At 70.1% G+C, this 26,008-nt stretch carries 23 protein-coding genes; 10 read left to right on the forward strand and 13 right to left on the reverse strand.

Annotated elements, in window-relative coordinates:
- The first annotated feature begins 19 nt into the window (after positions 1 to 19).
- Complete coding sequence (locus AC07DC_RS14820) at positions 20 to 838, forward strand: PaaX family transcriptional regulator C-terminal domain-containing protein (protein ID WP_478915130.1); 819 nt, start codon at positions 20 to 22, stop codon at positions 836 to 838.
- Positions 839 to 882: 44 nt separating this feature from the next.
- Here AC07DC_RS14820 and AC07DC_RS14825 read toward each other — a convergent pair whose 3' ends face one another.
- Both AC07DC_RS14825 and AC07DC_RS14830 read right to left on the reverse strand, forming a co-directional pair.
- Positions 883 to 1,848 carry an aldo/keto reductase gene (locus tag AC07DC_RS14825; RefSeq protein ID WP_478914779.1) on the reverse strand — a complete coding sequence of 322 codons (966 nt, stop codon included), beginning with the start codon at positions 1,846 to 1,848 and terminating at the stop codon, positions 883 to 885.
- 171 nt (positions 1,849 to 2,019) lie between these two features.
- A complete protein-coding gene (locus tag AC07DC_RS14830; RefSeq protein WP_478914780.1) occupies positions 2,020 to 2,142 on the reverse strand; it encodes a hypothetical protein in 123 nt (40 codons plus the stop codon).
- 298 nt (positions 2,143 to 2,440) lie between these two features.
- Between AC07DC_RS14830 and AC07DC_RS14835 the strand changes: the two genes are divergently transcribed.
- On the forward strand, positions 2,441 to 3,373 hold the full coding sequence (locus tag AC07DC_RS14835; RefSeq protein WP_478914781.1) for a GNAT family N-acetyltransferase: 933 nt from the start codon (positions 2,441 to 2,443) through the stop codon (positions 3,371 to 3,373).
- Between the two features lie 30 nt (positions 3,374 to 3,403).
- On the opposite strand, the gene AC07DC_RS14840 is transcribed toward AC07DC_RS14835, so the two are convergent.
- The 4 genes from AC07DC_RS14840 to AC07DC_RS14855 all read right to left on the reverse strand — a co-directional run bounded on the left by AC07DC_RS14840 (position 3,404) and on the right by AC07DC_RS14855 (position 8,374).
- Positions 3,404 to 4,948: an ABC transporter substrate-binding protein gene (locus tag AC07DC_RS14840; protein WP_478914782.1), complete on the reverse strand. Its 1,545-nt coding sequence runs from the start codon at positions 4,946 to 4,948 to the stop codon at positions 3,404 to 3,406.
- Positions 4,945 to 7,023 carry a hypothetical protein gene (locus tag AC07DC_RS14845; RefSeq protein WP_478914783.1) on the reverse strand — a complete coding sequence of 693 codons (2,079 nt, stop codon included), beginning with the start codon at positions 7,021 to 7,023 and terminating at the stop codon, positions 4,945 to 4,947. Before AC07DC_RS14845 ends, AC07DC_RS14840 begins: the two co-directional genes overlap by 4 nt.
- A 739-nt stretch (positions 7,024 to 7,762) precedes the next feature.
- Positions 7,763 to 8,038 (reverse strand): hypothetical protein, encoded by a 276-nt coding sequence (locus AC07DC_RS14850; protein ID WP_478914784.1) that lies wholly within the window; start codon positions 8,036 to 8,038, stop codon positions 7,763 to 7,765.
- A gap of 90 nt (positions 8,039 to 8,128) precedes the next feature.
- The gene (locus tag AC07DC_RS14855; RefSeq protein ID WP_478915131.1) at positions 8,129 to 8,374 is read right to left on the reverse strand and encodes an MmyB family transcriptional regulator; all 246 of its coding nucleotides are present in this window, start codon (positions 8,372 to 8,374) and stop codon (positions 8,129 to 8,131) included.
- Between AC07DC_RS14855 and AC07DC_RS14860 the strand changes: the two genes are divergently transcribed.
- The 6 genes from AC07DC_RS14860 (at position 8,258) to AC07DC_RS14885 (ending at position 14,970) form a co-directional block, all read left to right on the forward strand.
- Positions 8,258 to 8,830, forward strand: coding sequence for an aldo/keto reductase (locus AC07DC_RS14860; RefSeq protein WP_478915132.1), 573 nt, complete (start codon positions 8,258 to 8,260; stop codon positions 8,828 to 8,830). The two genes, AC07DC_RS14855 and AC07DC_RS14860, sit on opposite strands and share 117 nt — an antisense overlap.
- Before the next feature lie 305 nt (positions 8,831 to 9,135).
- A complete protein-coding gene (locus AC07DC_RS14865) occupies positions 9,136 to 10,518 on the forward strand; it encodes a family 2B encapsulin nanocompartment shell protein (protein WP_478914785.1) in 1,383 nt (460 codons plus the stop codon).
- Positions 10,505 to 11,773, forward strand: a complete 1,269-nt coding sequence (locus tag AC07DC_RS14870; protein WP_478914786.1) for a SufS family cysteine desulfurase — start codon at positions 10,505 to 10,507, stop codon at positions 11,771 to 11,773. The genes AC07DC_RS14865 and AC07DC_RS14870 overlap by 14 nt, the downstream gene beginning before the upstream one ends.
- Positions 11,774 to 11,943: 170 nt before the next feature.
- Positions 11,944 to 13,116: a hypothetical protein gene (locus tag AC07DC_RS14875; protein ID WP_478914787.1), complete on the forward strand. Its 1,173-nt coding sequence runs from the start codon at positions 11,944 to 11,946 to the stop codon at positions 13,114 to 13,116.
- Positions 13,094 to 13,786 carry a hypothetical protein gene (locus AC07DC_RS14880; protein WP_478914788.1) on the forward strand — a complete coding sequence of 231 codons (693 nt, stop codon included), beginning with the start codon at positions 13,094 to 13,096 and terminating at the stop codon, positions 13,784 to 13,786. The genes AC07DC_RS14875 and AC07DC_RS14880 overlap by 23 nt, the downstream gene beginning before the upstream one ends.
- A gap of 167 nt (positions 13,787 to 13,953) precedes the next feature.
- Positions 13,954 to 14,970 (forward strand): LacI family DNA-binding transcriptional regulator, encoded by a 1,017-nt coding sequence (locus tag AC07DC_RS14885; protein WP_478915133.1) that lies wholly within the window; start codon positions 13,954 to 13,956, stop codon positions 14,968 to 14,970.
- Between the two features lie 60 nt (positions 14,971 to 15,030).
- On the opposite strand, the gene AC07DC_RS14890 is transcribed toward AC07DC_RS14885, so the two are convergent.
- Positions 15,031 to 16,302, reverse strand: coding sequence for a D-arabinono-1,4-lactone oxidase (locus tag AC07DC_RS14890; RefSeq protein WP_478914789.1), 1,272 nt, complete (start codon positions 16,300 to 16,302; stop codon positions 15,031 to 15,033).
- Between the two features lie 114 nt (positions 16,303 to 16,416).
- On the opposite strand from AC07DC_RS14890, the gene AC07DC_RS14895 reads away from it, so the two are divergent.
- Complete coding sequence (locus AC07DC_RS14895; protein WP_478914790.1) at positions 16,417 to 17,466, forward strand: LacI family DNA-binding transcriptional regulator; 1,050 nt, start codon at positions 16,417 to 16,419, stop codon at positions 17,464 to 17,466.
- A 94-nt stretch (positions 17,467 to 17,560) separates the two neighbouring features.
- Here the strand turns inward: AC07DC_RS14895 and mmsB are convergent, their stop codons facing one another.
- The 6 genes from mmsB to AC07DC_RS14925 form a co-directional block, all read right to left on the reverse strand.
- Positions 17,561 to 18,814 carry a multiple monosaccharide ABC transporter permease gene (gene mmsB / locus AC07DC_RS14900; RefSeq protein WP_478914791.1) on the reverse strand — a complete coding sequence of 418 codons (1,254 nt, stop codon included), beginning with the start codon at positions 18,812 to 18,814 and terminating at the stop codon, positions 17,561 to 17,563.
- Between the two features lie 3 nt (positions 18,815 to 18,817).
- The gene (mmsA, locus tag AC07DC_RS14905; protein ID WP_478914792.1) at positions 18,818 to 20,365 is read right to left on the reverse strand and encodes a multiple monosaccharide ABC transporter ATP-binding protein; all 1,548 of its coding nucleotides are present in this window, start codon (positions 20,363 to 20,365) and stop codon (positions 18,818 to 18,820) included.
- 125 nt (positions 20,366 to 20,490) lie between these two features.
- Positions 20,491 to 21,588 (reverse strand): multiple monosaccharide ABC transporter substrate-binding protein, encoded by a 1,098-nt coding sequence (gene chvE, locus AC07DC_RS14910; RefSeq protein WP_478914793.1) that lies wholly within the window; start codon positions 21,586 to 21,588, stop codon positions 20,491 to 20,493.
- Between the two features lie 380 nt (positions 21,589 to 21,968).
- Positions 21,969 to 22,847 (reverse strand): hypothetical protein, encoded by an 879-nt coding sequence (locus AC07DC_RS14915; RefSeq protein ID WP_478914794.1) that lies wholly within the window; start codon positions 22,845 to 22,847, stop codon positions 21,969 to 21,971.
- On the reverse strand, positions 22,847 to 23,371 hold the full coding sequence (locus AC07DC_RS14920) for a SigE family RNA polymerase sigma factor (RefSeq protein ID WP_478914795.1): 525 nt from the start codon (positions 23,369 to 23,371) through the stop codon (positions 22,847 to 22,849). The genes AC07DC_RS14915 and AC07DC_RS14920 overlap by 1 nt, the downstream gene beginning before the upstream one ends.
- Positions 23,372 to 23,483: 112 nt before the next feature.
- A complete protein-coding gene (locus AC07DC_RS14925; protein ID WP_478914796.1) occupies positions 23,484 to 23,885 on the reverse strand; it encodes a hypothetical protein in 402 nt (133 codons plus the stop codon).
- A 461-nt stretch (positions 23,886 to 24,346) separates the two neighbouring features.
- On the opposite strand from AC07DC_RS14925, the gene araB reads away from it, so the two are divergent.
- Positions 24,347 to 25,996, forward strand: coding sequence for a ribulokinase (gene araB / locus AC07DC_RS14930; protein ID WP_478915134.1), 1,650 nt, complete (start codon positions 24,347 to 24,349; stop codon positions 25,994 to 25,996).
- The last annotated feature ends 12 nt before the right edge of the window (positions 25,997 to 26,008 follow it).

Here is a 26,008-nt window from a genome sequence, read left to right on the forward strand (position 1 = left end):
CGTCGAGGTCCCGACCCGCATGCTCGTCGACGCGTTGATCCGCGAGGACGGCACCGTGGACGCCGGCGAACTGTACGACGTCGCCAACGCGCTCGCCATGAGCGACCAGCAGGTACGCCTGTGCATCAAACGGCTCGTCACCGAAGGAGCCTTCACCCACGAGGGCCGCGGCCGTAAGGCGCTGCTGCGCGCCACCGCCGACACCGTCCGGTCGATCGCACCCGACGTCGACTTCGTCCGGTACGCCTTCCAGCAGGACGCCGGGCACGCGCCCTGGGACGGCATCTGGCACGTGGCTGCCTTCGCGGTGCCCGAAGCGTCCCGTACGGCCCGTGACACCCTGCGGGAAGCGCTGCTGCGCCTGGGCGGAGCGGTCCTGCAGGGTGGCCTGTACGTCAGCGCGAACGCGTGGGAACCCTACGTCGAGGACGAGGCGCGGCGGCTGGGCGTACTCGACCGCGTCACTTTTCTCACCACCGACGACCTGCGCAGGGGCGACCTACGGGAACCCGCCGACCTCGCCCGCGGACTGTGGCCCCAACAGGCCATCGCCGACCGGTACCACCGCCTCGACGCGGTTGCCCGGCCTCGTCTGGAGCGCCTCAGCGATCCCGCGGAACTCTCCTCCGCGGAGCTGCTCACCATCGCAGTGGAGATCGCCGCCGAGTTCACCCGCGCCATGGAACCCGACCCGCTGCTCCCGCCGGAGCTGCTGCCCCAGCCCTGGGCCGGCACCCAGGCCCGCCGACTGGTCTCCCGCTGCTGGTCGTTGCTCCGCGAACGGGGCCGCGGCGCGGCCGGGCCGCAGATCTTCCGGCTGTACGCGAACGTCATGTAGGAAGTCGCCGCGGCGGCGGGCGATCTACGCTCGCCCACCGCCGGTCAGGCGTAGAAGCTGCGCTGCCAGCGGTGCTTGGCGAGCACGGCGAGTCGGTCGGCGGTCAGCGGGCGTCCGTCGCTCACGGCGGTGTTGCGTTCCACGTTCCGCACGGTACGCATGCCGGGGATGACGGTGGACACGGCCGGTGCGCTGAGCACGAACCGCAGCGCCGTTTCCGCGATCTCGTCGGGGGCGATGCCGAGATCGGCGACGATCGCGTCGACATGCCGCTGGACCTGCGCGGGCCGGTCGCCGCGGAAGTAGCGGCTGCGGAAGTCGCCCTCGGGGAACGTGGTCCCGGCAGTGATGCGCCCGGTCAGGCCCCCTTCGTCGAGGGCCACCCGGACGATCACGCCGACCCCGTGTTCCTCGCAGGCGGGAAACAGGGCGTCGGCCGGGGCCTGGTCGAAGATGTTGTAGATCACCTGCACGGTGTCGACCACGCCGCTGCGGACCAGGGCGAGGGCGCTGTCGGGCTGGTGGTCGTTGATCGACACGCCGAACAGGCGGATCTTGCCCTGTTGCTTCAGGTCGGCGACGGTCCCCAGCCAGTCGCCCCGGCCGACCCATTCGTCGTTCCAGACGTGGAACTGCAGCACGTCGAAGTGGTCCAGGCCGCTGACGCGCAGGCTGGTCTCCAGGCTGTCGCGGATATGCGTGCCGGGGAAGGTCTCCGCGGGGTCCAGGCCGTCGGGCGCGGGCCAGACGCGGTTCTTCGGGGGCACTTTGGTCGCCACGTACACCTGGTCAGCGGCGCGTTCGCGCACCACCTGGCCTACGATCCGCTCGCTCTCGCCGTATCCGCGGGCGGTGTCGATGAAGTTCACGCCCTGGTCGATGGCGTGGTGCAGCGCACGTACGGACTCGTCCTCGGTGGCCCCCACCCAACCCGACTCGCCGATGCCCCAGGCCCCGTAACCGATCTCGGACACCGACATTCCACTGCGTCCCAGCTGACGGTTGCGCACAGTCGTCCTCCACGTCATCGTCGTAGCCCCGCTGCTGCGGATCGCTCCGCCGGGACGACCCTAGGCGACGGGCAAGGGCAACGGTCAAGGGAGTTAAGGGGCCGGGCCGAACGGTGGGCGGCGGCGCGCGCCCCCACTCGCAGGAGTGGGGGGCGCGCCGCGGTCGTGTTGTCAGTGGGTGTGCGGGATCCAGAGGGCGGCGTGATAGGTGGAGTTGACGGTGTCGGGGTCGGTGGTGGTCGCGGCGGTCCCGACGACAAGGCCGCGAGCGTGCGTGCCAGACCCCGCCGGCATGGGGGCACCTCCCAGCGGTAGCTGGGGGAGGGACTGTGAAGACACGACCTAGACGTCCACGGGAGCAGCGTGACAGGACCAGTGAACGCCCGAGTGGCCGCAGACCCAACATCCGAGGGCACCTCTCCCACACGCGTGAGAACGGCGACGAGCGCTACGGGGCACCTGCGCGATCCTCCCAGGTCGCGAGAGACGCTGGTCCGCGACCGGGTGTGCGCGCTAGGTTCGGCGGGCAGCAGCGATCTTCACGATCGTTCCTCTCGATCGAATTCGCGCCCCCGAACGGACAAGGCACTCCGTGACACTCATTCGCATCGCCCGCACCGACGAACTCCCCGCCCTGGTGGAGCATCCCAGTGATGCCGAGCGCAACGCCGGGACCCGCGAGTATCTCCGCGGGCTCCTCGACAGCGGGTGCACACGGCCCCAGTGGTGCCTGGTCGCCGAGAGCGGTGACGGGCAGCCGGCCGGCAGCGTGGTGCTGTGGACCATACCGGGGCATGAAGTCCCGCTCGCCATGGTGCTGTTCGAGGCGCCGGAAGACTCCCCGGAGACGGGTGTCGCGCTGCTCGACGCGGCGACCGCGAAGGCCAAGGAGCTCGGAGCGACCGAGCTGGAACACGTCGTGGACTCGCCCGCCCAGGCGCCGCAGTTCCAGCGAGACCCCCAGCGCAGGGAAGAGCTCCTGCGCGCCGCGGGCTTCGAGCTGATCCGTGACGGGCTGCGCTTCCGCCGCGACCGGTCCGGGGAACTGCCCGCAGATGACGACCGGCTGGACTTTCGTTCGCTCGCCGTCCTCGGCCGGCAGCCGTTCGTCGACGCGTTGCAGGAACTGCTCGCCGAGACAGCTGACGCGCGCCTGGCCGCCGACGTGCGCAAGCACGGGCTGCGGCAGGCGGCGGAACTGCTCTTCGAGGAGACGTCCGAGCTGCGGCACGAACCCGAGTGGTGGGAGATCGGCTACGACGCGGACGGCACCCCCGCCGTGGTCAGCCTGCCTGCCGAGAATCCCAGTGTGCCCGTGATCGGTTTCGTCGGAGTCACCCCGGCCCACCGGGGCAAGGGGTACGCGGTGTCGGTCGTGCGCCGGAGCACGCGCATTCTCGCGGCGAACGGCGCCACCGAGATCCGTGGTGACTGCGACCGCGCCAATGTGGCCATGGCCAAGGCGTTCCGCAGCGCCGGATTCGAGAACTTCGCTGGTCGACTGGAGTTCAGCCGTACCTTCTGATCCCGGACACGGGCGAGCGGGACCGCCTCCTCAGCCGCCGGTGCGGATCGAGCAGTTGGCGTCCGGGGCGCGCCCGGCGGGCCAGGCCAGACGGTCGAAGGCGGCGGACTTGGTGGCCGGGTCCAGGTGCACGATGGCGACCGCCTTGTTGTAGGGGTTGCCGTACTGGTCCAGACAGATCCACCCGCTGGCGCCGTTGACCCGGTTGCCGCCGTGCAGCCGGAGCCAGCTGTTGGCGACCTCGTCGAGGGTGGGCATTTCCACCTTGCCCACGGTGTCGTTGCGGATGCCGCTGATGGCGGTGGTGACGGAGTCGTACGTGATGATGGTGCGCGAGTCGGAGAGCGAGGTCGGGCCGATGCCGGTGGCCGCGGTGGTGCCGAACTTCGCCGCGAGGTCGGCGAGTTCCTTGTAGGCGGACCGGGAGCCGCCCGGTCCTTCGGCGCCGTCGCCGCCCCAGGCGTCGGGGTGCGCGAGAGCGGCGTAGCGGACGGTGATTCCGGCGCCCGCGGTGAGCGAGCCCCACTGGTCCCGGAACTTGCTGTCCACGGTCAGGGTGGAGGCGTGCGAGCCGCTGATGACCGTGTAGTGCTTGGCGCAGTTGCGGCGCCCCAGCTCGATCAGGAACTGCCGCAGCTGCACCGGCCGACCGGCGAAGTAGATGGTCTTGGCGTCGGAGGAGCAGATGTCCGGGACCATCTGGTGGAAGTCGTTGGCGAGGTTGCCCTCGTCATTGAAGTCGGTGGGTGACCGGAAGGTCTCCGGGGCATGCGGCGCCCCCTTCGCGAGCTTCTCGAAGGCTTGGCGCAGGGTGGTCAGATAGTTGTCGTCCTGCCGGACGTCCTCCACGACCATGGTCTCGGACGGTTTGATGCCCGAACCGAAGGAGCCCAGGGCGGCTGCCTGGTCGGAGTTGCTGGGAGCGACGCGGGCAAGGCCCGGGTAGGCGTGCGGACGGGCGGCGCTGTTCATGATGTCGTCTGCGGTCATGGGCCCGGCGACCACGGGAATGCCCTTGGCCGCGGTGAGGAAGGCGATGGCTTTCTCGGTCTCCTTGAGACTGATGTTGATGCCCGTGACGGCCCGGAGGTTCTCGGTCGGTGAGACCGCGGCGTCGGCGAGCTGCTGGGCCACCGGCTGCCAGAACTCGTAGTTGCGCCCGGGGTTCGCGAGCAGCAGCCGGATCGGCGGCCGCTGCCCGTTGGCCTGGTGGTTGGCGCGGTACTGGGCGAGATAGGCGCCCTGGACCTGCTCGGTGAACTCGTGCTGCTCGGCCGGGTTGTCCGAGATCATCGGGATCATCAGGGCGATCGTGGCCGGCGACTTGTCGGCGATGCTGTCGTTCTCGGCCTTGATGCGGTCGAAGACCGGTGCCAGTGCGTCGGCGAAGTGGAAGCTTCCGTCGGTGACTCCGGTGCATTCGCTCTTCGTACCGCGCTGCTCGACGCCGTCGGCGCACGAGGCGTCGTCCGTGACCAGAGAGGTCACGAGGAAGTAGATGCCCAGGCCGAGTACGAGGGCCGTGGCGCCGAGCACCAGGGCGCGGTAGAGCCTTCCGTCGGGCAGTAGCTTCATGTGCCGGACACTCCATAGGTCTGCAGGTTGGGCGCCTGGGTCCAGTGGTGCAGTTCTTGCGGCCACTCCTCGTGGGCGCGGAAGAAGATCTTCTGGGCCTCGGGTCCGCTGTTCTGGGCCAGGGTGAGCAGCTGCAGCCCGATGCTGTTGATCGTGGCCGCGGTGGGGATCGACAGCGGCTGGGACAGGTGCCACAGCTGGTTCACGAGGAGCCCCACGGACTGATGGACGAGGTCGGTCGTCCCGGAGGTGCAGCTCAGGCACGCCAAGCTGTCGGCGGCCGGGGCGGGCAGGCTGTCCGGGGGCCGGGGTGCCGCACAGATGAGGTTCACGGCGGACAGCCACTCCGAGGCGTCCTGCTCGGCGAACCGGTGGTGCAGGCAGCGCACGACGAGATCCGTCTCGCCCAGGGCGAGCGAGTGGTGCAGATAGCGCGTGTCGGGGCGGCGGGCCGCGCCGCCCTGGTCGTGGGGGTCGTACAGGGACCGGCAGCGCAGCTGGATGTTCTTCCACGGTTCGGCGCCAGGCGCCCGGCCGGTGCGGACGCCGAGTTCGTGCAGCAGCAGAAGCCGCAGCGGGGAATCGCCGACGAACGGCCCGTCGATGCCGGGCCACGGCAGTTGGGACCACTGGTTCTCCCGCAGGTGGGCCTTGGCCATCTGGACGGGGACACCGCCGGGGTCCTGCGGCGGGTAGTGGGTGCCGAGCCGGAACGCCGCCGTGTCGTCCAGAGCCGGCGCGTAGTAGGTGAGTCGCTCGCGGGCCACCTCGTCGGGTATCAGCCGCTCCAGGAGCCTGCTGCCCACGGTGGGCTCCGGATCGGCGGCGGCCGGGATGTCGAGGAGCTCCGTCAGGCTGATCGCCTCACGCAGGCGGACCCGCCGCGCGACGGCCGCGACCAGGCTGTGGGCGATACCCGCCCGCCCCCCGCTGAGGCGCAGGATGAGGTGGGCGGCGCCCAGCGGCGGGTGGTCCTCCTCGAACATGTCCTTGACTTCGTCAAGATCCAGTTGCGCGAGCCGCAGCGGCACGATCCAGTCAGCCGGCGCGTTCGGCCGGCTCTCCTGCCAGCAGGAGTCGATCACACGCCGTGTCGAAGGCTCGGTGTCGTCCTCCCGCACCGGCGGGACCTCCTGCAACGCCGTGGCGACGACGACCGGTCGCATCACCCGGCGGGAGCCTGCCGCCTCCTCGTGCCACACCCGCACCAGCTCGTCCAGGAACACCCGGCCGAGCGGGCTGTGGACGTTGTCCAGGAGCAGCAGTGGACGCGGTACGCCGTTGGCCACCTGAAGGAATCCGTAGTGGTCGGCGATGTCCGCGAGCAGCGCGGCTATCAGACACCGTTCGGCGAGCTGCCGGTCCTCGGCGTCGCCGCGGAACTTCATCGCCAGTTCGGTCAGTTGGTCGTGGGCGTCGCCCTGCTGGGCGACCCGCCGACCGGCCCACCACGCCAGGCCGCCCCGGTGCGCGCGGGGGCTGAACAGCTCCGCCGCGACGATCCGCATCAGGGCCTGCACCATCGCGTCCATGCCCGCGGGCAGTGGTAGCGGGCCGACTGCCTGGATGACCTCGTCGACCCAGGCCGCAGCCTTGTCCCTGCGCCGTTGCTGGTCCGGCTGGCTCGCTCTGAGCAGTTCCGCGAGCCGCCGTTTCGCGGCCGCCAGTTCCTCCGGCCGCACCGCGTGCCCGGGGTTGTCGGCGCCTTCCGCCTGCCACCCGCTGACGGCGAGCAGCCCCTGCGTCAGCCGGGGGAAGGACATCTTCCTGCCGAATTCCGCGGGTTTCCTGCTCAGTCGGAAATTGAGGTAGAAGAGCAGATCAGAGGTGCGGGAGGCGTTCGCCGTGGTGTCCTCGGCCAATGCGGCGAGCCCGGGTTGGCCGAAATCGATCGCTGCGAGATCCGCGTGTGCCTGCGGTATGCGCTGTGCGTACTGTTCCGCGAGGGCCGTCAGAACGGCGCTCTTGCCCGTGCCCCGGCCGCCGACGCACTTGATCAGCAGCGGGTGACCCTTCCGTGGTGGGTCGATGCGCCCGGTGCCGCTCGGCTTGAGCCCGACCAGCGAGGGCACCACGGTTTCCAGTAAAACCGTCCCCCCGTACAGCCTTGACATGATGCCCCCAGTCACCCGCCCCAATGATGCGCAGCTGCGGTGAAAGGAGAATAGGCGACCTGGCCATAGCCCGTACTTGGTACCGGAATTGACGCACGATCAGTTACCCATTTGTGACTCGTGGGGCAGCAGGGAGGACAGTGGTCAGAAATCGAACGCGGGTGGTCCCGTGCTGCTGGAGTTCCGGGCTCAGCAGGGTTCCGGTGGCCAGGATCTTCGCCCAGCGCCGCAGGTCGTCAACGGTGGAGACGGCCGCGCCCGCCGACCATGCCAAGGAGGCGGTGTCGTGCGTGGCGTTCCTGGGGTTGCCTGCCGACCAGTCCGCCCACGCCGCGTCCTTCCCGGTCAGCACCGGAGCGGTCAGGCCGCGAGGCCCGGACGGCGGCGGGCGGGACGGCGGCCGAGATTCCGGGGGTGGCGAGCGCGGGGGGCCACGGCGAGCGCGATCGCGCCGGTCATGAGCATCGCGGTCAGGGGGCGCGGCGACAGGCGGCGCCGCCCGGTGCGGGACCCGAGAGTGCCCGAGCCCGGTCCGCCGGGCACGGTCCGTGACAGTCGTCTGGCGTGTATGCGTGAGCCACGTCCGGTGCAAGGGAATGATCACGCATGATCTGGCACCGGCCTTGACCGTCGGCGCGGGTTCCACCGTCGGTGGGCGTGGCGTCGGGCGGTCACCCCGGCCGGGGGCCGGGGACCGGGGTCACTGATGTGGGACGGTGTCGGCCGTGCCGGCGCGCACCGCTGCGACCACGTCGTCGTGCAGTACCCGGCTCTCTGCCTCCGAAGGGCAGGGGATGGGGCTGCCGGTCATGGTGAACCAGTCCGATGAGCCGCTGTACTGCACCGCGACGCGCGCTTCATCACCGGACCACGTGGTGTGCACGGTGAGGTCGCCCGTCAGGACTCCCGCCTCATCGGTGTGCACGCCGCCGCGACCCGCGAAGACTCCTGTCGTAGTCCAAGAAGCCCAGCTCATGTCTCCACTGTCACACTTTCGGCGGATCCCTGCGAGCGGGGGTGCGGTCCGGGACGGACGAGATTTTGGCCGGGGTCGGCGCGAGGCCTGTCAGACGGCTCGGCGGTCCTGGGCGATGTGCCGCTCGATGGTGGACGTGCCGGTCCAGCCGGCGAGGAGGTCGAGCGCCTCGGCGGAGGGGGAAGCGGGCTCGGGGGTGTAGATGACGAGGCTCTGTTCCTGGTCCCCTTCGACCGTCAGGACCACGTAGTCGAGCGTCAGGTCGCCGACCAGCGGGGCAGCGACGCCGAGTCGATCCGCACCATCCACCGGGCACTCGACCTGGGCGTCACCCACCTCGACACCGCCGAGTTCTACGGCCCGTACACCAACGAGGAGCTGGTCGGCCAGGCCCTCAAGGGCCGCCGCGACCAGGTCGTGCTGGCGACCAAGTTCGGTTTCGTCTCGCACACGATCCGCTCCGTCGACGACATCGCCGACGACGACTGGCGCAGGACCAACCCGCGTTTCACCGGCGAGAACTTCCAGCGCAACCTGCGCATCGTCGACGAGGTCAGGGCCGTCGCCGCCGAGGCGGAAGCCACGCCGGCACAGATCGCCCTGGCCTGGCTGCTCGCCCAGGGTGACGACATCTCCCCGATCCCCGGCACCAAGCGGGTCGCCCGCGTCGAGGAGAACACCGCCGCCGACGCGATCCGGCTGACCGACGCACAGCTCGAACGACTCGGCAACCTCACTCCGGCCGCCGGCGAGCGCCACGACGAGGGGAACATGGCTGTCATCGACCGCTGACCGGCGGCGTCTCGGAGGGAGTCCGTGAACTGTGGTTCCTTGGGGCGGAAAGTCCTCCAAGCGGGCCTTTCAGGATCGCAAAGGTTCAATAATGGAGCAAATTACGTCATAAATAAGCGCCGAAAGAAAGGGTGCATCCGGCATTTCCGAGGCCACGAGGGTGCACCTTTCGCGAAACGCACATTTCACGCCCAGTGCTCACAATGCCGCCTTGTGACAGGCCGATGCCGAGACGACGATCACCTCGTTCCGGCGTCATACCGGGCCACCGTCCGGATGTGACGCCCGTCTTCGAGGAGGCTCCTGTGAACGATCGACTGACTCTCGGCCCGGATGCGGCACGACAGCTGGCCACCGCCACCAAGACCACTCCGCAGATGCGCGGCATCACCCCGCGCTATCTGCTGCGCGCGCTGCCCTGGGTGGACGTCGAGTCGGGTGTCTACCGCGTCAACCGCCGTCGCACCTTCGTCCTGGGCGACGACCTGATCAGCAGCTACACCGAGGACGGCACCCACCGCATCGTCCCGGAGGACCTGCGGGAGGTGCCGTATCTGCGGGACGCCGACGAAGCGCTGCTCACCGAACTGGCCGCCGCGTTCACGGAGGTCACCTTCGAGTCCGGACAGTTACTGGCCGCGGCGGGTGACACCGCCGACCGCCTGTGGGTGCTCGTACAGGGCCGGGCCGAGAAGCGTGCGACCGGTCGATACGGCGAGGACGCACTGCTCGAAGTGATCGGGGACGGCCAGTACTTCGACCTCGACGCCTGGACCCGCGCCGAGCCGATGACCTACAGGATCCAGGCCCTCACCCCCGGGGTGGCGCTCTGCGTCGACCGCAGCGCGCTGGACGGGTTGGCCACCCGGAGCGAAGCTCTGCGGGCGGGGCTCGACTCCTACCTGGCCGGCGACATGCCGGTGCCGGGTGCCGAGGTGTCGGTGGATGTCACCTCCGACCACGTCGGAGAACCGGTACTCCCGGGAACGTTCGTGGACTACGAGGACACTCCGCGGGAGTACCACATGAGCCTCGCGCAGACCGTGCTGCGGGTGCACACCCGCGTCGCCGATCTGTACAACGGGCCCATCGACCAGACCCGTGCCCAGGCCAATCTGACCATCCAGGCGCTACGGGAGCGACAGGAGTCGTCGATGCTGAACCACCCGGAGTTCGGGTTGCTCAACACTGTCGCCCCGGGACAGCGCATCCAGGCGCGCACGGGATCGCCGACCCCCGATGACCTGGACGAGTTGCTGGCGAAGGTGTGGAAGCAGCCCGGCTTCTTCGTCGCGCACCCCAGCGCGATAGCCGCCTTCGGGCGGGAGTGTACGCGGCGAGGGGTGCCCCCGTTGACCGACAGCAGGTTCGGCAGCCCGCTGCTGACGTGGCGGGGCGTACCGCTGCTCCCCTCCGACAAGGTGGGGTTCACCGGCCGGGGCGGCGCCGGCACCACCTCGATCCTGCTGATGCGGGTGGGCGAGGCCGAGCAGGGCGTGGTGGGGCTGCGGCCCACGAAGGTCCAGGACGAGGTCGAACCGGCGCTGTCCATGAGGAACATGGGCGTCGACCAGAAGGGCATCACCTCGTATCTGATGACGGCCTACTTCAACACCGCGGTGCTGGTGGAGGACGCCACCGCCGTGCTCCGGAACGTCGAGGTGCACAACTACCATGACTACTCCTGACGTTACGGAGCGCGCGGCCCCGGGCAGGAACCACGGCGCCTTCTCTCCCGAGATGGCGCGGCGGGACATCCCGATACTGCAGCGCCCCGTCAACGGCCGTCCGCTGGTCTGGCTGGACAACGCCGCCACCACGCAGAAGCCGCGCCAGGTGATCGAGGCGCTCACCGCCTACTACAGCGCGGCCAACTCCAACATCCACCGCGGCGCGCACACCCTGGCGCGAGAGGCGACCGAGGCGTACGAGGCGGGCCGGGCCGCGGTCGCCGAGTTCCTGGGCGCCGCTTCCCCGGAGAACATCGTCTTCGCACGCGGCACCACGGAGGCGATCAATCTCGTCGCCCAGAGCTGGGGGCGGGCCAACCTCGGCCCGGGGGACGACATCCTGGTGCCGGTCCTGGAGCACCATTCGGACATCGTCCCCTGGCAGTTGATCGCCAAGGAGACCCGGGCCCGGGTGGTTCCGGTCCCGCTCCGGCCGGACGGGCAGATCGACCAGGACGCCTACGCCGACCTGCTCTCCGCACGGACCCGGCTCGTCGCGGTCAGCCAGGCGTCGAACGTACTCGGCACGGTCCCGCCGGTGCGGGAGATGACGGCACTGGCGCACCGCTACGGGGCCAGGGTGCTCGTGGACGGGGCCCAGGCGGTCGCGCACTTCCCCGTCGACGTCCAGGAGTTGGATGCCGACTTCTACGTGTTCTCCGGGCACAAGATCTTCGCCCCCACGGGCATCGGTGTGCTGTACGGGAAGCCGGACGTGCTGGAGAGCATGCCGCCGTGGCAGGGGGGCGGCAACATGATCGAGTCGGTCAGCTTCGCCCGCACCGTCTACGCGCCCGTTCCGCAACGGCTGGAGGCAGGCACCGGCCATATCGCCGGTGTGGTCGGACTGCTGGCCGCGCTGAACTGGCTGACGTCGTTCGACCGGGACGCCGTCACCGCCTACGAGCAGCAGCTGATGGGTTACGCGCAACAGGCCCTGTCGATGGTTCCCGGCCTCGACATGGTGGGCGCCGCACCCGAGAGGATCGCCGTGCTGACCTTCACGCTCGCGGGCCAGGACCCGGCCGCGGTCGCCGACCGGCTGGACCGCGACGGCATCGCCGTCCGTGCCGGCCACCACTGCGCCCAGCCGGCACTGGCCCACTACGGCCTCGAATCCGCGGCGCGCGCCTCGCTCGCGCTCTACAACACGCCGGAGGAGGTGGACCAACTGGTGTCGTCCTTGCGTCGGCTCACCGGCAGCGCCTCCTGAGCCCCCCCTGCTTGTAACATCCTGGGCGGATGAGCACGGCGTCCGCCCAGGCCGCCGCATCGAGGGTTGGCGGGCGGTGTCGTCACGCGGTGCCGAGGGAAGGCTGAGGACGCGGCCCGGGCAGAGCGACACCGGGCACGAGGTTTTCGGGGGAGACGATGGAAGAGCCGGTGACGTACACGATTGTCACGCTGGGACCGTCAGGGGCCGGCAAGACGGTCTATCTCGCGGCGCTGTGGCACATGCTGAAGCTGGAACATCCGCAGCTCAAGTGCTATCTGAAGCCGGAGGGGCGGCAGCAGGAGCACAAGCTGGCCCAGATCTACAACGAGGTCGCGGGCCCGGGGGAGTGGCCGCTGCCCACCGACGGCAATGTCTTTCCCGAATGGACATTCTCGTGCAAGGTCAAGAGCCAGCACGGCACGTACACCGCGTTGAAGGTCCGCTACATCGACTATGCCGGTGACCGGCTCACCGACCCGCAGTCGGGCAGCAGCGAACAGGACCGGCTGGAGGACACGCTGCGGTCGGCCGACGCGCTGTTGGGCCTGCTGGACGGGCGCAAGGTCCTGAAACTCATGCAGGGCAACGGTGAGTTCCTCGATCGCGACATGACGCAGGTGTTCTCGCTCATGCAGGACTGTGACGGCCCGATCCACTTCGTCATCACCAAGTGGGATCTGCTGGCCGGCCACTACTCGCTGCGACAGATCCGCGAACGCCTCATGGAGCACCCGGACTTCGCGACCCTGGCCATGAGCAGGAAGGACTGGCAGGTCCGGAGGATGCCGGTCCCGCCGGGGCGGATGCGGCTGATACCCGTCAGCTCCGTGGGCCGTGAGTTCGCCGTTCTCGGCGCCGACGGAGGGATGCACAAGCGGCACAACGCCCGGCCGAGGCCGCTCAATGTGGACATGGCCTTCGCCGCGGTGTTGCCCGACCTCGTCTCCCGTGCCTACCGGGCCGCCAAGGCGGAGCAGGACCGGTTACGGCAGGAGGAGCGGGGCCGGCGGCAGGGGGGATGGTTCTCCGACCTCACCAGGATTCTGGCGTCGTCGGTCGCGACGCCCTTGTCGACCGTGCTGGCCACCAGCGGCATCCAGGTGCCCGTGCATCTGGTCGCCGCGCTCCTGTCCTCCGGTACGGGCGCGGTCGCGAACGCTGTGAACCTTCCGCCCAGCGAGCTGCGCAAGGCCCGCCGTCTGCAGAGGTCCTTCCGCAAGCGGAGTGTCAACGCGGTCACCAATGACGCCGCCGCGGCGCAGTTCGTCCTGCACCGGCTGGTCGAGGAGCTGCAGGCCTTCGAGAGGAGTCCGGAGAATGACGGCACAGTCCTCAGCTGAGGAGTTCTGGCCGTTCCTGATCAGCCGCGGCCATGTGACGACCTACCGGGTGGTCGTGGCCCCGCAGTTCCTCCGCGAGGCTGATCTGGCGGGCCTGCTGTACGACCTGGCGGGCGGTGAGCCCACGCCACCGGGCCATGCCAGGTACCGGGTCGTAAGCGGCACGGCCGCCGGTGACTTCGTGCTGCTCTTCCGGGTCCGGTTGGGCGAGCTGGAGGGGGGCGCGGGACGGCCGGGAGTGCCGCTGCGGGACGAGCACGGCCGGCGGATTCCCGTGATCGACGGCGTCGTGGAGCGCGTCCGGTGCTTCGACCCGACGACGGGTGCCGGCGTCCTGGACGAGGGCCGGCGCCGCTGCCGGCAGCGGTTCCGGGAGTTCTGGGAGAGCGGTGACGGCTCGCAGGCGCCCTACCCGTCCGCGGCGTTCGCCGCCTCCCGGGCCCAGGGCGGCGCCGTGCGCTGGGAGGCGCTCCCGGAGTATGTGGTGGCCCGGCTGACGTCCACCGATACGCCTTCCGGTACGGACCGCGAGCGCGAGCGCGAACCGGAGCCGGGCGAGTCGCCGGACGGCCCGGTCCGGTGGCCCCGCCGGCTGACGGTCGGCGCGGCGTTCGGGCTGGCGGCCGGTCTCGCGGGCTGGGCGGTCAGCTGGAGCCGCTCCCACCACTGAGTGTGCCGGCAGGCTCCGCGCCTGACCGGCGGTGGCGGGCCCGGTGGCCGCGCCTTGTTCTGTGATCGCGAACAAATAGACTCTCTCCTATACCCGTGCGAAGGTCCCCCCAGGGCGCGCAGCCGCGGGTACTCGCCGATGAGGGGCTGACAGTGGGCAGTGGACGGATGGATCCGGAAGAGCGTCCGCCGGTGATGGCGGACGTGGCTCGGGTCGCGGGGGTGTCCCACCAGACGGTCTCGCGGGTTCTCAACGGTGCGTCGCATGTGCGCGAGGAGACCCGGGACCGGGTGCTCGCCGCGATCCGCCAGCTGGACTACCGGCCCAATTCGGCGGCCCGCGCCCTGGTCACCCGCCGCTCCCAGACGCTGGGCGTCGTCAGCTTCGGCAGCGTCCTCTACGGGCCGGCCTCGATGCTCGACGGGATCGAGCAGGCGGCGCGCAGCGCGGGCTACTTCGTCAGCGTGGCGAGCCTGCGGTCCCTGGACAGCCGCTCGGTGCAGGAAGCAGTGGACCGGCTCCGCGACCAGGGCGTGGAGGGCATCGCGGTGATCGCGCCGCAGACCTCGGCGGTGAGCGCGATCGGCAAGCTCTCGACCGTCGTGCCGGTGGTCGCGGTCGGTTCCGGCAGCGAGTCCCGCGTGCCGATGGTCGCGATCGACAACGAGTCGGGTGCGCTCGCCGCCACCCGGCACCTGCTCGACCTCGGGCACACCACCGTGCACCATGTCGCCGGCCCGCCCGGCTGGCTGGAGACCACGGCCCGCCAGGACGGCTGGCGCAAGGCGCTCAAGGAGGCGGGAGCGCCGGTGCCGCCGGTCCGCAGCGGGGACTGGAGCTCCCGCTCGGGATACGAGGCCGGGTTGGGGATCGCCGCGGACCCCTCGGTGACGGCGGTGTTCTGCGCCAACGATCACATGGCACTGGGGCTGCTGCGGGCGCTCCACGAGTCGGGTCGCGCGATCCCGGGCGACATCAGCGTCGTCGGATTCGACGACATCTCCGAGGCCGCGTACTTCTCCCCGCCGCTGACCACCGTGCGCCAGGACTTCGGTGAGCTGGGCCGCCGCGCGCTGGAGCTCCTGGTGGAGGAGCTGGCCGGGTCCGGCCACGCGCCCCACCACATCCTGGTGGCCCCGGAAATGGTGCTGCGCCGGAGCACGGCCCCGGCCCCGTCCCGCTAGAAGTCGTAGCTCAGCCCCGGCCGGGTGCCGGGGCTGAGCTACGACCGGGCTACGACCGGGCTACGACCGGGCCGGGAACAGGCCGTCCACGAAGGCGTTTCGGAAGACCCCGGCAGGATCATGCGTGGTCATCAGCTGCCGGAAGTCGGCGGCCCGTTCGTAGAGCCCGATGACGTTCTCCGGCGCGATCGTGGTCAGCTTCCCCCAGTGGGGCCGGGCCCCGAGCGGAACGAGCAGGTTCTCGATGGCGGCGACGACCGGCAGCACGGCCGCCGTGTCCTCGGTCCAGGTGAAGTGCAGGGCAACGGAATCCTGCCGGTAGGCGGGGCTGAGCCAGAGGTCGTCCGCCGCGACGGTGCGGATCTCCGAGGTCTGCAGGCAAGGGCGCATCAGCGTGCCGAGGTGGCGCAGCACCGTGAAGGCCTCGCGGGCCGCCGCGCGCGGGAGGATCAGCTCGGACTGCAACTCCGCGCCGCTGCTCGGTGTGAAGTCCGGCCGGAAGTGCGGGAGCCGCTCGTGCCACGGTCCGGCGACGCCCGACTGCGCGGTGCAGGCAACCGCGTCCATGCCGGGGATCGGGTGGCACGCACGGTGGGCCGGCCGGGCGCCCAGCCAGTTGTCGCCAGGGTTCCCCGGGTTCGGGCGGTCCGTCCGCTTCTTGAGCCAGACCTGGGCATCATCGGTATGCCAGTCGGTGAACACGCTGACGCTGTAGGCGGCGCCCGAGATCTCCTCGAAGCCGGCCGACAGCCGGTCCAGAGTCAGCCCTTCGTAGACCCACTGCGCGATGTCGAAAGCCGGCTCGATGTCCAGCGTGACATCGGTGACGACGCCGAGCGCGCCCAGCCCGATCACCGCGCCGGCCAACCGGTCCTGCGGATTCTCGCGGCGCAGCTCCGTCACCCGGCCGCCGGGACCTACCAGGCGCAATCCCGCGACGGCCGCGCCCAGACCGGGCAGGGCGTTGCCCGAGCCGTGCGTGCCGGTGGCGATGGCGCCCGCGACGGAGATCTGCGGCAGCGACGCCAGATTCGCCAGGGCGAAGCCTTCCTGGTGCAGCCGCCCGGCGACCTGCGCGTACCGCAGTCCGCCGGCGACGGTCACGGTCGACGCCCGGCGGTCGATGTCGATGCGGCGCGGCAGGCCGTCGAGTCGCACGAGGTCGCCGTCGGTGTCCGCGACGAGGTTGAAGGAGTGCCCGGTCCCGAGCGCTCGGACGCTCTCCGACGAGGCCACGATGCGGCTCAACTCCTCGACCGAGGACGGGCGGTGCACCCGCCGGGCCCGGAAGGTTACGTTGCCGGCCCAGTTGGTCGGCGAAGTGATCGTCATCGGCTGTCTTCCTGATCGTTCTCGGCGGGCCGGCCCGCACAACCCCGGACTGGCAACTTTGTTATCGTTAACAACGCACATCCGTGCTTCATCGTGTCAGCTCCAGGAGGGTCTGTGCCGCTGTCTGCCGAAGACACCCGTCCCCCTACCATGGCGGACGTGGCCCAGCTGGCGGGGGTCTCCCATCAGACCGTGTCCCGGGTGCTCAGCGGCCATCCGAACGTGCGCGAGGTGACCCGGGCGGGCGTACAGAAGGCGATCGACGAGCTGGGCTACCGGCGCAACTCCACCGCGCGGGCCCTGGCCACCCGCCGTACCCGCACACTGGGCGTCGTCGCGGCGGACACCACGCTGTTCGGTCCCGCCAGCACGGTCGCGGGGTTGGCGGAATCGGCTCGGGCCGAGGGATACATGGTCTCGACCGTGAGCGGGCGGGCACTGAGCCGGCACAGCCTGACCGAGGCGTTGAAGCACCTCGGTGAGTGGGGCGTGGAAGGGGCTGTGGTGATCACCCCACAGCGCGAGGCGGCGGCGGCGCTCTTCGAACTCCGGCACCCGTTCCCGGTGGTGACCGTCGAGGGCGGCCACGACCTGGAGATTCCCAGTGTGTCGGTGGACCAGAACCTGGGTGCCCGGCTGGTCACCGAGCATCTGCTCCAGTGCGGTCACCGCACCGTATGGCACGTCGCCGGGCCGCAGGACTGGCTGGAGGCGGCGGCCCGCATGGCGGGCTGGCGCGCGGCCCTGGGGGACGCGGGCGCCGACGTGCCACCGCCGCTGATCGGGGACTGGAGCCCGCTCTCCGGCTACCGGGCCGGCCAGGTGCTCGCCGGCCGCGTCGGCCGCCGGGGAGCCGGCGGCTCCGATCTGACGGCGGTGTTCGCCGCCAACGACCAGATGGCGCTGGGCATCATGCGCGCCTTCCGGGAGGCCGGGGTGCGGATCCCGGTGGACGTGGCGATCGCCGGTTTCGACGACATCCCCGAAGCGGAGTTCTTCGCACCTCCGCTGACCACGGTCCGGCAGGACTTCGCCGCGGTCGGGAGGGCCAGCATCCGGCTGCTCCTGGACCGGATCGAGGGCGGCGACCGCGGAGCGATCCCGCACCATGTGATCGAACCCCAGCTCATCGTGCGCGGCAGCACGACGACTCCGGTGGTCTGAACCCGCCGGGGCGAAGACCGGCCGCGGCACGCCGCCGGCCCCCGGGAACAGGTCTCGGAGGCCGGCAGCGGTCACGGGGTGGGAGCGGGACAGGTCAGGAGCCGACCTTGCGCTTGTTGTAGACGTCGAAGCCGACCGCCGCCAGCAGCACCAGGCCCTTGATCACCTGCTGGTAGTCGGTACCGATGCCCACCAGGGACATGCCGTTGTTCAGCACTCCGAGCACCAGACCGCCGATGATCGCGCCGAGGACGGTGCCGACGCCACCGGCGGCCGAGGCGCCGCCGATGAAGGCCGCCGCGATCGCCTCCAGTTCGAAGTTGATACCCGCCTGCGGCGTACCGGCGTTGAGGCGGGCCGCGAAGACCATGCCGGCCAGCGCGGCCAGGACGCCCATGTTCACGAAGGCCAGGAAGACCACGCGCTTGCTCTTCACACCAGACAGCCGAGCGGCCGGCTCGTTCCCGCCGATCGCGTAGGTGTGCCGCCCGAGGATCGAGTTGCGCATGAGATAGCCGAAGCCGACCAGCAGGGCGCCCAGGATGAGCAGGACGATCGGGAAGCCGTGGTAGCTGGCGAGCAGCAGGGTGAACACGGTCACCGCCGCGGTGATGGCCGCCAGCTTGGCGAGGAAGAAGCCCAGCGGAAGCAGTTCGAGTCCGAAGTCGGCGGCCTGCCGGCGGCCGCGAACCTCCTGGAGCAGTGCGATGGCGAGCACTCCGATGCCGAGCAGCAGCGTCAGGTTGTGGTAGTTGGTGTGCGGGCCGACCTCCGGCATGAACCCGTTGCTGATCTTCTGGAAGCCGCGCGGGAACGGGGCCACCGACTGGCCCTGCAGCAGGATCTGGGTGCCGCCGCGGAACAGCAGCATGCCCGCCAGCGTGACGATGAAGGACGGGATACCGACGTACGCGATCCAGAACCCCTGCCAGGCTCCGGCGGCGGCGCCGATCAGCAGCGCGGCGACGAGCGCCACCGGCCAGGGCACCTGGTGCTTGACCATCATGACCGCGGCGGCCGCGCCGACGAAGGCGGCGAGCGATCCGACCGACAGGTCGATGTGGCCCGAGATGATGACGATCATCATGCCGATGGCGAGGATCAGGATGTAACTGTTCTGCTGGATCAGATTGGTGACGTTGAGCGGCTTGAGCAGGGTGCCGCCGGTCCAGATCTGGAAGAGCAGGACGATCAGCGCGAGAGCGACCAGCATGCCGTACTGGCGGATGTTGCCGCGCATGGCCTGGGCCAGCTGCTGCCCCACCCGGCCGGCGCCGCCCTCGGAGCCCGTCGGCTTACCGTCGGTCGGCGTGCTCGCCTCGATGCCGGAGGTCTGTGTCTGGGCCATGCGTCACACCTGCTCGTTCTGGGTTGCCGCGCTCACGGTCATGAGGCGCATGAGTGATTCCTGGGTGGCGTTCGCGCGGTCCGTCTCGCCGGTGAGCCGGCCTTCGGCCATCGTGTAGATGCGGTCGCACAGGCCGAGCAGTTCGGGCAGTTCCGAGGAGATGACCAGCACCGCTTTGCCCTGCGCGGCCAGATCGGCGATCACCGTGTAGATCTCGGCCTTGGCGCCGACGTCGATACCGCGGGTGGGCTCGTCGAGGATCAGTACCTCGGGCTCGGAGAAGATCCACTTGCTGAGGACGACCTTCTGCTGGTTGCCGCCGCTGAGCTTGCCGGTCTCCGCGAAGACCGAGGGCGCCTTGATGTTCATCGAGGCGCGGAACTTCTCCGCGACCCGGGTCTCCTCGTACTCGTTGACCCAGCCGCGCCGGGAGACCTTTCCGAGGGCGGTCAGCGAGATGTTGCGGCTGATGTCCTCGGTCAGGTTGAGCCCGAGCTGCTTACGGTCCTCGGTGACGTACGCGAGGCCGTGGCCGATCGCCTCCGGAACCGTACGGGTCCTGATCTCCACACCGTTCAGCAGCACCCGCCCTCCGGTGTACCGGCCGTAGGAGCGGCCGAAGACGCTCATCGCGAGCTCGGTACGGCCGGCGCCCATCAGCCCCGCGACCCCGACGATCTCGCCGCGCCGTACATGCACCGACACGGCGTCGACCACCTTGCGCTGGTGGTCGATCGGGTGGAGGACGGTCCAGTCCTCGACGGCGAAGGCGACGTCGCCGATGTCGGGGGTCCGTTCGGGGTAGCGGTGGTCCAGATCGCGGCCGACCATGCCGCGGATGATGCGGTCCTCCGAGATGCCCTCCTTGCCGACGGCGACGGTCTCGATGGTCCGGCCGTCCCGCAGGATGGTGACGGAGTCCGCGACGCGGGCGATCTCGTTGAGCTTGTGCGAGATGATGATGCAGGAGATCCCCTGCGCCTTGAGCTCGAGGATGAGGTCGAGCAGCTTGCGGCTGTCCTCGTCGTTCAGAGCGGCCGTCGGCTCATCCAGGATCAGCAGCTTGACCTCCTTGGCCAGCGCCTTCGCGATCTCGACCAGCTGCTGCTTTCCCACCCCGATGTCCGCGACCCTCGTCTGCGGGTTCTCCCGCAGACCGACCCGCTGGAGGAGCTTCTTCGCGTGGGTGAGGGTGCGTTGCCAGTTGATGAAGCCGCGCGAGGCGTGCTCGTTGCCCAGGAAGATGTTCTCCGCGATGGACAGATAGGGCACCAGGGCGAGCTCCTGGTGGATGATCACGATGCCACGCTGCTCGCTCGCCCGGATGTCCTTGAAGGCGCACGACTCACCCTCGAAGAGGATCTCGCCCTCGTACGAGCCGTGCGGGTACACCCCGCTGAGTACCTTCATCAAGGTCGACTTGCCGGCGCCGTTCTCACCGCAGACGGCGTGGACCTCGCCGGGCGCGACGCTCAGATTGACGTCGGAGAGGGCCTTGACGCCGGGGAAGGACTTGCTGATCGAACGCATCTCCAGGACGGGTCCGGCCATGATGTGCATCCGTTCGGGTCGGGTGGCGGGGCGGCCGGCCGGATCTTCGGGGGCCGCCCCGCCACGTGTTCTGGAGGCCCGGCGACGGGCCGCCGGGGACTGGTCGGGACAGGTGCCCCGGCCGGCTACTTGAGCTGACCGGCGGAGAGCTGCCCGCTGTCGACCAGCACCTTGAGGTAGTTGTCCTTGTCGACGCTGATCGGCTGCAGCAGGAAGGCCGGCACGACCTTGACCCCGTTGTTGTACTGCGTGGTGTCGTTCACCTGGGGCTTTCCGCCCGTGAGCAGCGCATCACCCATCTGCACCGCCACCTTGGCCAGCGCGCGGGTGTCCTTGGACACGGTCTCCGTCTGCTCGCCGGCGATGATGGACTTCACCGAGGCCACTTCCGCGTCCTGGCCGGTGACGATGGGCAGTTCCTTGCCCGAGCCGCCGTACCCCACGCCCTTGAGGGACGACAGGATGCCGATCGAGATGCCGTCGTAGGGGGAGAGCACGGCGTCGACCCGGGCTGTCGTGTAGGACTTGCTGAGCAGGTTGTCCATCCGGGACTGCGCGAGCCCGCCGTCCCAGCGCAGAGTGGCGACCTGGTTGAAGCTGGTCTGGCCGCTGCGGACGACGACCTTCTTGCTGTCGATGTACGGCTTGAGCACGCTCATCGCGCCCTTGAAGAAGAACGGGGCGTTGTTGTCGTCCGGTGAGCCGCCGAACAGTTCGACGTTGAACGGGCCCTTGCCGTCCTTGAGACCGAGCTTGTCGGCGATGTAGGTGCCCTGGAGGACACCGACCTTGTAGTTGTCGAAGGTCGCGTAGTAGTCGACGTTCTTGGTGCCGAGGATGAGCCGGTCGTAGGAGATCACCGGGATGTCGGCGTCGGCGGCCTTCTGCAGCACGTCGGTGAGCGAGGAGCCGTCGACCGCCGCGATCACCAGCAGCCGGGCGCCTTTGGTGATCATGTTCTCGATCTGGGAGACCTGGTTCTCCACGATGTTGTCGCCGTACTGGAGGTCGGTCTTGTACCCCTTGGCCTGGAACTGCTTGACCATGTTGGCGCCGTCGTTGATCCACCGTTCCGAGGACTTGGTGGGCATCGCGATGCCCACCAGACCGCCCTTGGCATCAGCGTCTTTCGCGTGGGCGCCGACGCCGTTGGTACTTTGCCCGCAGGCTGCCAACAGTGCTGTCAGCGCCACTATGACGAGGCCGATCGAAACTTTCCGCACACTTCCTCCAGTGATGTGCCGCGATCATCGGGGCCCGTGTACGGCCTCCGTATGACCCCGGTGTTCTCGGACCGGTCCGCTCCCCGTGTTTTCCGGGATGAGGGCGCAGGGGCCGCCGCACGGATCACGCTCGCCGACAAGGGGCGCAGCGGCTGTGGCGAGAGCCCCGCCGATGCTCGGCCGGGCCATGTCACTGGCCTGGCGTTACAAGAGTGTTAACGCTAACAGAAAGACCGTCAAGGCCCCGATGGTCACCGTTGTGTATCGCACCGCGGCCCAGGGCCCGACCGGCGTCGGGCCGCCCCTCCGCATGATGAGGGACTGGGCACGGCCGGGCACGGCCGCTGAGACCGGGCCCGCCCGAGGGAGCCCCCTCCCGGTCAGCTGCCGGGTGCGAAGGCGCCCCGGACCGAGGGTTTCGCGTCCGTCGTACCGGCATCCGCCCGGTAGGTGTCGCCCCTGGCGTCCCGGCCACCCGCGGCGTGGTCGTACTGGCCGGCGAAGACGTGCTGTCCCACGGGGACGGTCCTGCCGGGTTTGAGCGTCCAGCGGTAGACGAGTGCGCCGCCGTCCTCCCGTACGGAGAGGGTGAAGTCGTCGCCGGGCAGCGTCTGCCAGCTACCGGTGCTCCTGACGCCGCCGGTCTGGGTGATGCGGAGTTCCACGGCCAGCGCGGTCAGCGGCTTTCGCGTCTTGACGGTGACGTTGCTCTGGGCCCAGAAGCTGTTGCTGTGGGGATCGACGGACCCGTCCGCCCACAGGGGCCCGTCCTCGGTCTGCGCGGGGCCGGGTGGGGTGGCTGACGTGCGGCCGGGTTGGGGCGTGGTGGCCAGCGGGGACGGCCGACCGGACCCGGAGAGTGGCGGCGTGCCGGCCGGCTCCTGGGTCCCGGGGGCGTGGGGCGCAGCGGGGTGCGAGGAACCGGGTGAGGGGGACCGGGGTGTCCCCGGACTGCCGATGGCCGCCTCCTGCCGCGGTTCGTGGTTCCGTACCACGGCTCCGACGGCGAGGCCTCCGACACCCAGCGTCGCGGCGGTCGCGAGTGTGGTGAGCGCGATCTTCGGCCAGGACAGGGTGACCCGGCTGCGGTGTCGGGCGTTCCGGGCGTCGGCGCGATCGGCGGTGGTGAGATCGGGGGTCGTGAGGTCGGTGGCGGTGGAGTACGGGATCATGCTCCGTTGGACGCGGGCGAGGATGCGCGCCCGGTTCGGTTGGTGGGCGGCGGCGGCCTGTCGCAGCTGATCGTGCAGATCGTCCATCAGTTCCTCCTCCCCGCCAGTTCCTCGGTGGCGCGTCTGCTGAGTGTTCGTTCCAGTTCCGCCAGGCCCTTGGAGGTCTGGCTTTTCACCGTACCGACCGATATTCCCAGGGCGAGCGCGGTGTCCTTCTCGGAGAGGTCGAAGGCGTGCCGCAGGACGACGCACGCGCGTTTGCGGAATGGCAGCCGGTCGAGCGCGGCCCGTACGTCCATGACGGCTGCGATGTCCGGGTCCTCCGCCCGGTCGCTGTGCCGGGCCCAGAACAACGCGACGCGGCGGCGCTCACGGACCGCGCCACGGATGCGGTTGCGTGCCATGTTGGACACCACGCCCCGGGCGTAGGCGAGTGGGTGGTCCGCTCGTTGCACCCGGTCCCAGCGATGCCAGAGCGCGGTCAGCGCGTCCGCGGCGAGGTCGTCCGCGGCGTCCGCCTCGCCCGTCAGGAGATGGGCGAGGCGGGCCAGCTCGGCATAGTGGCGCTCGAAGAAGTCGTGGAACTCGGCGGATGCGTCTTCGAGAAGCATGTCCGGGGTGACCTCCTCAGGTATGTGAGCGTTCACATCAAATGGGGAGGCGGCAGCATAGCAACCAGTGAGCTCGGGGGCGGAACCTCGGGGGCACGTTCGGATGACGCCGTCAGGCGGTGCCTCCCGCCGCGGTGAGGATGCCCGCGCCCGCCGTCCTGGCGAGCTTGGCGGGCAGGCCGGTGGCGGGCTCCAGGCCCGCGGTTATGACCCCCTTGATCTGGATGATCCGCGGTGCGTCGGTGGGGCCGGCCTTGAGGGCCTTGGCCAGCTGGGGCCGGGTGGAGACGGTGAAGGTGTGGGCGGAGTCGGCGGCCTGTCCGCCCGTGGTGCCCGGGCCGCCGGCGGCCCAGCCGTCGTTGGCGGGCAGGGCCGAGTGCGCGAGGTCGACGGCGGCGGCGCCCGCACCCATGGTCAGTGGTATGGCGGCGAGGCCGGCGGTCGCCAGGGAGGCGGCGCCGATCAGAGCGACGAGGCGCCGGGAGGGCGGGCGGCGGTGCGAGGGGACAGACACGTGATGTCGTTCCTTTGGTGCGGAGGGACCGTCAGCCCTCCAGTTGCCGCCGCCGCTGTGAAGGTTGCCGCCGTCGGGAGACTTCTTCGGCGCCGGCGCCCGATGGGCGGATGGAAGGTGCCTCGGGGCTCCGGCCCGAAGGCGCCCGTTGCTGATTTGTGACCTGCTCAGAGCATTGACGACATCAGTTGTTAACGCTCACACTCTGGGGGTCGGAAACCTCCGTGCGCCCTGCGCGCCGAGGTGGCCGGTGTTCTGGTCGGGCTGATCGCATCGGGTTTTCGCCTGCCGGAGTGGCTCGCGCACCCCATTCGGGCGCGGGCAAGGCGCCCCAGCCCCATCATCGAACGGAGAACTTGACTGTGGTTGTTAACGCTAACAATCCTGTGGATGCTGCTGCACCCGCCAGCACGGGGGCAGAGGCTTCCGGGTCGGCCGACACCGCACCGACCGACTACGTCCTGGGTATCGATTTCGGCACGCTCTCCGGGCGCGCCGTCGTCGTCCGTGTCGCGGACGGTGCCGAAATCGGCAGCGCCGTCCATGAGTACTCCCATGCGGTCATCGACGACCGGTTGCCCGGCAGCAACGCCCCGCTTCCACCGGACTGGGCGCTCCAGCATCCGGAGGACTGGCTGGACGTGATCCGCCAGGCCGTCCCCAAGGCGATCACCGCCGCCGGGATCGACCCCGCCGCGGTGATCGGCATCGGCACCGACTTCACGGCCTCCACCTGCCTTCCCACCAGCGCTGACGGCACCCCGCTCTGTCTCCGTCCGGAGCTCGGGACCCGGCCGCACGCCTGGCCGAAGCTGTGGAAGCACCATGCGGCCCAGCCCCAGGCCGACCGGATCACCGCACTGGCCCATGAGCGCGGTGAGGAGTGGATCGCCCGCTACGGCGGCCTGATCTCCTCCGAGTGGCAGTATGCCAAGGCCCTTCAGGTGCTGGAGGAGGACCCGGACACCTATCGGCGGACCGACCGCTGGATCGAGGCGGCCGACTGGATCGTCTGGCAGCTCACCGGGGTCGAAACCCGCAACACCTGCACGGCCGGATACAAGGGGATCCACCAGAACGGCGGCTACCCGTCGGCCGAGTACCTGGCCGCCCTCAACCCCGGCTTCGCGGACTTCGCGCAGACCAGGTTGGAGCACCCGCTCTCCCCGCTGGGCGGCCGGGCCGGGGGCCTGACGGCCCGGGCCGCCGCCTGGACGGGACTCCCGGAGGGCATCGCCGTCGCGGTCGGCAACGTGGACGCCCACGTCACCGCCCCGGCGGCCAGGTCGGCCGGGGCCGGCGAGCTGCTCGCCGTGATGGGCACCTCCACCTGCCACATCCTCAACGGTGAGCAGGTCGCCGAGGTCCCCGGCATGTGCGGGGTGGTCGACGGGGGAGTGGTCGACGGGCTGTGGGGTTTCGAAGCCGGACAGAGCGGCGTCGGCGACATCTTCGGCTGGTTCGTCGAGCACGGCATCCCGCCGACCTACCACGCGCAGGCCGCCGCCGAGGGCATCAGCCTGCACGAGCTGCTGACCCGGCTGGCCGCCGGGCAACCGGTCGGCGGGCACGGACTGGTGGCGCTCGACTGGTGGAACGGAAACCGCTCGGTGCTGGTCGACCACCGGCTCTCCGGGGTGCTGGTCGGTGCCACCCTGGCCACCCGCCCGCCGGAGATCTACCGGGCGCTGCTGGAGTCGACCGCCTTCGGCACCCGGGTCATCGTCGAGGCCTTCGAGAACTCCGGCGTTCCTGTCACCCGCTTCACCGTGGCCGGCGGCCTCACCAGGAACGCGCTGCTGATGCAGATCTACGCGGACGTGCTGCGCCGCCCGCTGAGCGTTGCCGCCTCCGAGCAGGCGCCGGCTCTGGGCTCCGCCATCCACGCGGCGGTGGCGGCCGGGGCCTACGACAGCGTGCCGGCCGCCGCCGAGGTGATGGGCCGCGTGCACAAGGACCAGTACCTCCCGGACGCCGCCCGCGCCGACGCGTACGACCGGCTGTTCGCCGAGTACCGCGCTCTGCACGACCTGCTCGGAGGCGAGCACAGGGGCGTGCTGCACCGGCTGCGCGAGTTGCGCAACGAGACCAGCACCTCTGCCGCCAACTGACGCGCACGGAAG

The sequence above is a fragment of the Streptomyces sp. NPDC045021 genome, from assembly GCF_056432645.1.

Coding starts and splice junctions, on each gene's coding strand:
- AC07DC_RS14820 (WP_478915130.1), top strand. CDS start 20: ATGCTCGTCGACGCGTTGATCCGCGAGGACGGCACCGTGGACGCCGGC.
- AC07DC_RS14830 (WP_478914780.1), bottom strand. CDS start 2,142: ATGCCGGCGGGGTCTGGCACGCACGCTCGCGGCCTTGTCGTCGGGACC.
- AC07DC_RS14840 (WP_478914782.1), bottom strand. CDS start 4,948: ATGAAGCTACTGCCCGACGGAAGGCTCTACCGCGCCCTGGTGCTCGGC.
- AC07DC_RS14850 (WP_478914784.1), bottom strand. CDS start 8,038: ATGAGCTGGGCTTCTTGGACTACGACAGGAGTCTTCGCGGGTCGCGGC.
- AC07DC_RS14870 (WP_478914786.1), top strand. CDS start 10,505: ATGACTACTCCTGACGTTACGGAGCGCGCGGCCCCGGGCAGGAACCAC.
- AC07DC_RS14880 (WP_478914788.1), top strand. CDS start 13,094: ATGACGGCACAGTCCTCAGCTGAGGAGTTCTGGCCGTTCCTGATCAGC.
- AC07DC_RS14885 (WP_478915133.1), top strand. CDS start 13,954: ATGGATCCGGAAGAGCGTCCGCCGGTGATGGCGGACGTGGCTCGGGTC.
- AC07DC_RS14890 (WP_478914789.1), bottom strand. CDS start 16,302: ATGACGATCACTTCGCCGACCAACTGGGCCGGCAACGTAACCTTCCGG.
- mmsB (WP_478914791.1), bottom strand. CDS start 18,814: ATGGCCCAGACACAGACCTCCGGCATCGAGGCGAGCACGCCGACCGAC.
- mmsA (WP_478914792.1), bottom strand. CDS start 20,365: ATGGCCGGACCCGTCCTGGAGATGCGTTCGATCAGCAAGTCCTTCCCC.
- AC07DC_RS14915 (WP_478914794.1), bottom strand. CDS start 22,847: ATGGACGATCTGCACGATCAGCTGCGACAGGCCGCCGCCGCCCACCAA.
- AC07DC_RS14920 (WP_478914795.1), bottom strand. CDS start 23,371: ATGCTTCTCGAAGACGCATCCGCCGAGTTCCACGACTTCTTCGAGCGC.